The following is a 6,185-nucleotide window of genomic DNA, read 5'->3' as shown; positions in this document are numbered from 1 at the left end:
CCTTGTTGCCGGGCAGAGTCGCATCGAACATGTGGATCTTGTCGTAGCGGGCGACGATCTCGCCCGTGTCCGACAGCAGGTACGAGCGATTGGCCATGCGGGCGTCGTCGAGCTTCACGGTGAGCGAGCCGAGCAGTAGCCAGGCTTGCAGCTCCTTCGCCAGCGCCTGGAACAGGGCCAGCCCGGCATGCTCGGATTCGGGCGGCGAATGTTCGCGCATCACGCGCCCGCTGCCGTCGAGCAGCACGCAGTATTCCGGCAGCGCGATCAGGCGCGCACCCTGCGTCGCTGCCTCGCGCACCGACTCGGTTGCAAGCGCAAGATTGCGCTCGACATCGGCTCCGGCGTTGAGCTGAATGCAGGCGACAGTGAGCTTTCCCATGTCTGGCTTTCCTGAGAACGGATCAGTCGCCGACCTTCAACTGGTCCTTGGCATAGAGCTGATCGATCTTGCGCTCGTAGGCGTGATAGTCGAGATGCTGGTAGAGATCGTCGCGCGTTTGCATGAGCGGCAGCACCTGCTTCGCCGAGCCATCGCGGCGGATCGCCTCGAACACCTTCAACGCTGCGGCGGACTGGGCGCGGAAGGCCGATAAGGGGTAAAGCGCCATGGCCACACCGGCGCTGCGCAATTCTTCCACCGTGAACCCGGGCGTCTTGGAAAACTCGGTGATGTTGGCGAGCAGCGGGTAGCCCGCACCGAGCGCGGCGCCGAAGCGCTGGTATTGCGGCAGCTCGCTGACTGCCTCGGCGAATACAGCGTCGGCGCCCGCCGCCTTGCAGGCCACCGCGCGCTCGATCGCCGCCTCCAGGCCCTCCACGGCGAGCGCGTCGGTGCGGGCGATGATGAAGAAATCCGGATCGGTGCGCGCGTCCACCGCGGCCTTGATGCGATCCACCATCTCCTCGGTCGAGACGACCGCTTTGCCGGGCCGGTGGCCGCAGCGCTTGATCGCTACCTGGTCTTCCATGTGCAGCGCTCCGGCGCCCTGTTTGATGAGGGACTTCACCGTGCGCGCGATGTTGAACATGCCGCCGAACCCGGTATCGATATCCACCATGAGGGGAGCCGCACACGCGCTGGTGATCCGGTCGACGTCGATCAGCACGTCGTTCAAGGTCGTGATGGCCAGATCGGGCAGGCCGAGCGAAGCATTCGCGATCCCGCCGCCGGAAAGGTAGATGGCGCGAAAGCCCGCGGCCTGGGCGAGCATCGCGGTATAGGCATTCACCGCACCGGCGATCTGCAGCGGCTTCTCGGCATGGAGAGCGGCACGAAATCGCGCGCCGGCGGACGATGGGTGGGCCATGGGCGAGCTCCTGATGATGCGCGAGACAAACGGGATACGACAAGCGGGATGCGCGGCAAGGCGCTCGTGCGCGCGCCTTCGATGATACACCGGGGCGCCGGATCGCCGTCTCGGCGGGTGGAACGCTCGCTATAATGGCCGCCGGCCAGGAGGCTAGTGTCCCGAGTCAGAAGTCGTTGCAACAATGTTCTTGATGTTCGCGACCCCATGAGTGGCAAAAGTGTCGAAATCGGCGCCAGACGCGAAGCGAACCACAGCCAGGTTGGACACCTGGCGAGGATTCGCGACAATGTATGGCGCCGATTCTCGGCATCTTTTGCGCGGCGAACTTCTGATTCGGGACACTAGGGAGGGGACGACATGCCGTTGATCGCCATGACGCGGGAAATGGGGTCGCTGGGCAAGGATGTGGCGAAGGGTGCCGCCGATGCGCTCGGCGTCCCGGTCCTGCACCACGAAATCATCGAGCCGCTGGCGGACAAGATGCGGCTGCGCAAAAGCCACGTCATCAAGCTGCTCGAAGGCCAGCCGAGCTTCTTCGAGCGGCTCACCGCCGATCACACCTCGCTTTGTATCTATACCGCCGACGAGACCTTCAGCCTGGCCTCGAAGGACTCGGGCGCCATCCTGCGCAGCTGGGGCGCGGCCAACCTGCTGCGGCCGGTCTCGCACGTCGTCTGCGTGCGGGTGTGCGCGCCGAAGCCGCTGCGCATCGAGCGCATGCAGGCGCGCATGAAGACGAGCGACGAGTCGCTGGTGCGGCGCGAGGTGGAGAGCAACGACGAGGCGCACGCCGCGATCGTGCGCCGGCACTTCGGTGTCGATTGGTGGGATGCCGAACAGTACGACCTCGTGCTCAATACCGAGCGGGTGTCGATCGACGAGTGCGTCGACACCGTGCTGCGCCACGTGCGCCATCCGGACTTCCAGGAGACGTCCGCCTCGCACGCGAAGCTCGAGAATCTGCGGCTGGAGGCGCACGTGCGCTCGGCGTTGCGCCAGGCGCCGGCGACGCGCACGATCCGCATCGCGATCAGCGCCGACCAGGGGCGCATCAAGCTCGAGGGCGTGGTCGATACCAGCGCGGACAGGCGCGCCGTCGCGGATGTGGCCGCCGCTGTGCCCGGCGTCACCGACGTGGCCAACGACCTCGCCGTTCTCGCCGAACGGCACACGCATCATCGCGAGGGCTGACGGCGTATCGACTTGTCGTCTCTCTCCCTGCGGGTTTTCACCCTCGCCGCCCTGCGGTAGCATCGGTCGTCTGCCGGCGTCGCGCCGGATACTCCCGCCGGATACTCCCGCCGGATACTCCCTTTTGCCGATCCCTGGAGAACGCCATGAACGACCTCGCCCCGGCAGCTGCGGGCAGCGAGCAGCAGGATGCCACCCGCCGCCTGGCCCGGCACGTCGCCGGCAAGCGCTTCGAGGACTTGAGCGAGCGCACGGTGCGCGGCTTCAAGCGCGCGCTGCTCGATTACCTGACCACCTCGATCACCGGCTCGCAGGAACCGGTTGCGCACCAGATGCTCGATTACCTCGAAGCCGTGGACGAATCGCGCACGGCGGCCGTCGTCGGCCACGCACAGCGGCTGTCGGTATTGAATGCGGCGCTGCTCAACGGCACCAGCACCCACGCGCTCGATTTCGACGACGGCCACACCCACGGCTCGGCGCATCCGGCAGGGCCGAATTTTCCCGCGGTGTTCGCGGTGGCCGAGCAGAAAGCTCGGAGCGCCAAGGAGGTCATCCTGGCCACGGTGCTCGGCTACGACGTGATGCTGCGCGTCGCGTCGGCGATCCACCCGAGCTCGGCGTTGCGCGGCTGGCACAACACGCCGATCACCGGCGTGCTCGGGGCCGCGGCCGGGGTGTCGCGCCTGATCGGTAACGACGAAGCGCAGACGCTTTACGCGATCGGCCTGGCGGGCAGCTTCGCCGGCGGCCTGTTCGAGTTCCTGGGCGAGGGCGCGGACGTGAAGCGCATCCACCCGGGGAAGGCCGCGCGCGACGGCATCCTGTGCGCCGAGCTCGGCAAGCGCGGCATCACCGGGCCGATGCACGTGCTGGAAGGCAAGCACGGCTTCTTCAAGGCCTTCGTCGACGGCCAGGTCAACTGGGAGCGGCTGATGCAGGGGCTCGGCATGCGCTACGAGATCGAGGACGCGTATTTCAAGCCCTATCCGTGCTGCCGCCATCTGCACCCGATCATGGACGGCATCGTGACGCTCAAGCACAAGCACCACGTCAATCCGTCGCAAGTCGAGCGGATCGAGGCCGGAAGTTATGCCGTAGGCGCGCGCCACAACCACACCAGCTGGGAGGCGCTGCTCGACGCACAGATGAGCATGCCGTGCGCCGCGGCGCTGGCGCTGATCGAAGACGACGTCACCTCGCCCTCGTTCAAGCCCGGGCGCATCGACCGGCCGGACGTGCAAGGCATGATTCGGAAGGTGAAGGTGTACACCGACGAGGACACCGACCGGCTCTACCCCAAGCGCCGCGGCGGGGTGGTGACGCTGGTGATGAAGGACGGCACGCGTCTCACCGAGCGCGTGCTCGATCCGAAGGGCGAAGGCGAGAATCCCATGTCCGACGCCGACCTCGAGCGCAAATTCGTGTCGAACTGCGAGCCGATCGTCGGCAAGGATAAAGCCCGGCGCCTGCTCGACGCCGTATGGGCGTTCGACCGGCTGGATAATCTGGCCCTGTTCTATCGCTGGTAACTTAAGCCATTCCCCTCCTGCCAAGGAGGGGCGGGACGCGACGATGTCGCGGACGGGGTGGTTGCCCTTCGTGTCAGCGCCGGGTGGTTGCCCTTCGCGTCAGCGCGCCTTCTTCACGTGCTCCGTGTTGACGCAATTCACCAGTGTGCCGTCACGCAGGTAGAAGTACGCCGTCTGCACGCCCTTGGTGCGCTGGTCGACGTAAGCATCGGGGCTGTAGAACGCCGAGTGCGGGTTGAGCAGCACGCGGCCGCGAATCCACGGCGCGTTCTCCTCCCAGGCGGCGACCAGCGGGTCCTGCGCCTGGCCCGGCTCTTTCGGCAGCACGTCGAGCCCGACCGCGAGCAGGCGGCCGGAGCGCAAGCCCTCCAGCAGCGCGGCGGTATCGCAAACCGGCCCGCGCGACGTATTGATGAGATACGCGCCCGGCTTGATCGCAGCCACCGTCTGCGCATTGATCATCGTGCGCGTCTGCGCGTTGAGCGGCGTATGCATATCGATTACGTCTGCCTGCCCGAGCAGGTCGGGCAAGGCGCGCGCGCGCTCGAAGCCTAAGCCCAGCTCCGCACCGGCCGGCAACAGCGGGTCGTAGAACAGGATGCGCATGCCGAACGCACGCGCCCGCATCGCGGCTGCGGTGCCGATGCGGCCCAGACCGATCACGCCGAAGGTCGCACCCCGGAGACGCTTCGCCGTCACGTTGCGCTCGTGCGTCCAGTTCGCGCCCAGGTCCGCGCGCAGCGCCGCATCCATGGCGGCGGTGCCGCGTGCGAAGCAAAGCATCATCGCGATCGCGCTGTCGGCAACTTCGGTCGTGCCGTAGTCGGGCACGTTGCAGGCGACGATTCCGGCTTCGGCGAGCGCTTCCAGGTCGAGCACGTCGAAGCCGACACCGTTACGCACGACGATGCGGCAGCGCTTCAGGTGTGGGATGACCGTGCGATCGATCGGCATGCGCGAGACCACGATCGCGTCGCAGCTCTCCCACTGTGCGCGATCGATCGCGTCGAACTGGGTCTGGCGCGCATGGATCAAGGTCACGTCGGGGCCGACGGCCCGAGCTTCGATGTCGAGCTCCTGGGGCTTGGCATCGGGATAAAGAATCGTATACGCCACGCTCTCCTCCGACAGAAACGGTTCCGGCATGCTTTGAGTGTCCTGAGTCGATGGAGACTAAGGCAGGGGCCGGTCGCTGTCCACCGCGTTTTGTCGATCGGGCGCGATCCGGTGCATGCCGGCGAGACCATCCCGCGTGCATAATCGCGCCATGGGCGGAGTGCTATCGTGCAAAGCGAGCGCTCGGCGTGCGGGGTGCGCGCTGCTGCTCGTCGCCGCCTGCGCAGGCGTTGCCGCGGAGCCGCCGGCCGAGGTGAGCTTCCCGAGCGCCGACGGGCGCACCTGGCTCCGCGGCTACCTGTTCATGCCGCAGACGCCGCCGCCGTGGCCGGCCGTAGTCATGCTGCACGGTCGCAGCGGGCCGTATTCGACTGCCGCCAAAGGGGTCTACGACGCCACGACCTTGTCGCGGCGCCATGTGCAATGGGGCCGGTTCTGGGCGAACCGCGGCTATCTCGCGTTACATGTCGACAGCTTCAGCTCGCGCGGCTATCCCGCAGGCTTTCCGATCCGCAGTTATTCGAGCCGTCCGCCGGAGGTGAGCGAACAGAAGGTCCGCCCGCTGGATGCCTATGGCGCCGCCGCTTATCTGCGTTCGCGCGACGACGTGAGCGCCCAGCGTATCGGCTTTCATGGCTGGTCGAACGGCGCGATGGCGGGTCTTGCCACCATGGGCGCGCTCCCGCACTCGGCCGCCGGGGCGCTTCAGGAAGGATTTCAGGCGGCGCTGCTGTTCTATCCCGGCTGCCGCATCCAGGCAAAGCAGGACTATCGGCCCTACGCCCCGGCGCTCATGTTCGTTGCCTCCGAAGACGAGGAGGTCGCGCCGCTGCCCTGCCGGCTACTCGCCGAGCAGATCAAGTCGCGCGGTATCGATCATTTCGAGATGGTCTGGTATGCGGGCGCTACCCATGCTTTCGACGACCCGGGCAAACGACGCCAGTCGATCGAAGCCAACCGCGCTGCCCGCGGTGACGCGATGGAGCGCGCGGCCGAGTACTTCGACCGGCATTTGCGCCGGTGACGGGGCTAG

The 6,185-nt window shown here is 66.9% G+C and carries 6 protein-coding genes; 3 read left to right on the top strand and 3 right to left on the bottom strand.

The window, feature by feature from the left end; genetic code table 11:
- Both GEV05_30125 and prpB read right to left on the bottom strand, forming a co-directional pair.
- The coding region (locus tag GEV05_30125; protein MPZ47542.1) for a carbon-nitrogen hydrolase family protein at positions 1 to 382 on the bottom strand (382 nt) is incomplete at its 3' end.
- 22 nt (positions 383 to 404) lie between these two features.
- Positions 405 to 1,310 carry a methylisocitrate lyase gene (gene prpB / locus GEV05_30120; GenBank protein ID MPZ47541.1) on the bottom strand — a complete coding sequence of 302 codons (906 nt, stop codon included), beginning with the start codon at positions 1,308 to 1,310 and terminating at the stop codon, positions 405 to 407.
- Between the two features lie 360 nt (positions 1,311 to 1,670).
- Between prpB and GEV05_30115 the strand changes: the two genes are divergently transcribed.
- Together GEV05_30115 and GEV05_30110 are read left to right on the top strand one after the other, a co-directional pair.
- Positions 1,671 to 2,504, top strand: coding sequence for a BON domain-containing protein (locus tag GEV05_30115; GenBank protein MPZ47540.1), 834 nt, complete (start codon positions 1,671 to 1,673; stop codon positions 2,502 to 2,504).
- Between the two features lie 146 nt (positions 2,505 to 2,650).
- Positions 2,651 to 4,036 carry an MmgE/PrpD family protein gene (locus GEV05_30110; protein MPZ47539.1) on the top strand — a complete coding sequence of 462 codons (1,386 nt, stop codon included), beginning with the start codon at positions 2,651 to 2,653 and terminating at the stop codon, positions 4,034 to 4,036.
- A 99-nt stretch (positions 4,037 to 4,135) separates the two neighbouring features.
- Here the strand turns inward: GEV05_30110 and GEV05_30105 are convergent, their stop codons facing one another.
- Positions 4,136 to 5,182, bottom strand: a complete 1,047-nt coding sequence (locus GEV05_30105) for a C-terminal binding protein (protein MPZ47538.1) — start codon at positions 5,180 to 5,182, stop codon at positions 4,136 to 4,138.
- An 85-nt stretch (positions 5,183 to 5,267) separates the two neighbouring features.
- Here GEV05_30105 and GEV05_30100 point away from each other — a divergent pair, with 85 nt between their 5' ends.
- Positions 5,268 to 6,176: a dienelactone hydrolase family protein gene (locus GEV05_30100; protein ID MPZ47537.1), complete on the top strand. Its 909-nt coding sequence runs from the start codon at positions 5,268 to 5,270 to the stop codon at positions 6,174 to 6,176.
- The last annotated feature ends 9 nt before the right edge of the window (positions 6,177 to 6,185 follow it).

This window comes from Betaproteobacteria bacterium (assembly GCA_009377585.1).
In the GTDB taxonomy this organism is placed as follows: Bacteria; Pseudomonadota; Gammaproteobacteria; order Burkholderiales; family WYBJ01; genus WYBJ01.
This window is presented reverse-complemented; position numbering and strand designations above follow the sequence as displayed.

Excerpts from the sequence above, each read along its gene's own strand:
- GEV05_30100 (MPZ47537.1), top strand. The coding sequence starts at position 5,268 with ATGCCGGCGAGACCATCCCGCGTGCATAATCGCGCCATGGGCGGAGTG.
- GEV05_30115 (MPZ47540.1), top strand. The coding sequence starts at position 1,671 with ATGCCGTTGATCGCCATGACGCGGGAAATGGGGTCGCTGGGCAAGGAT.
- GEV05_30110 (MPZ47539.1), top strand. The coding sequence starts at position 2,651 with ATGAACGACCTCGCCCCGGCAGCTGCGGGCAGCGAGCAGCAGGATGCC.
- prpB (MPZ47541.1), bottom strand. The coding sequence starts at position 1,310 with ATGGCCCACCCATCGTCCGCCGGCGCGCGATTTCGTGCCGCTCTCCAT.
- GEV05_30105 (MPZ47538.1), bottom strand. The coding sequence starts at position 5,182 with ATGCCGGAACCGTTTCTGTCGGAGGAGAGCGTGGCGTATACGATTCTT.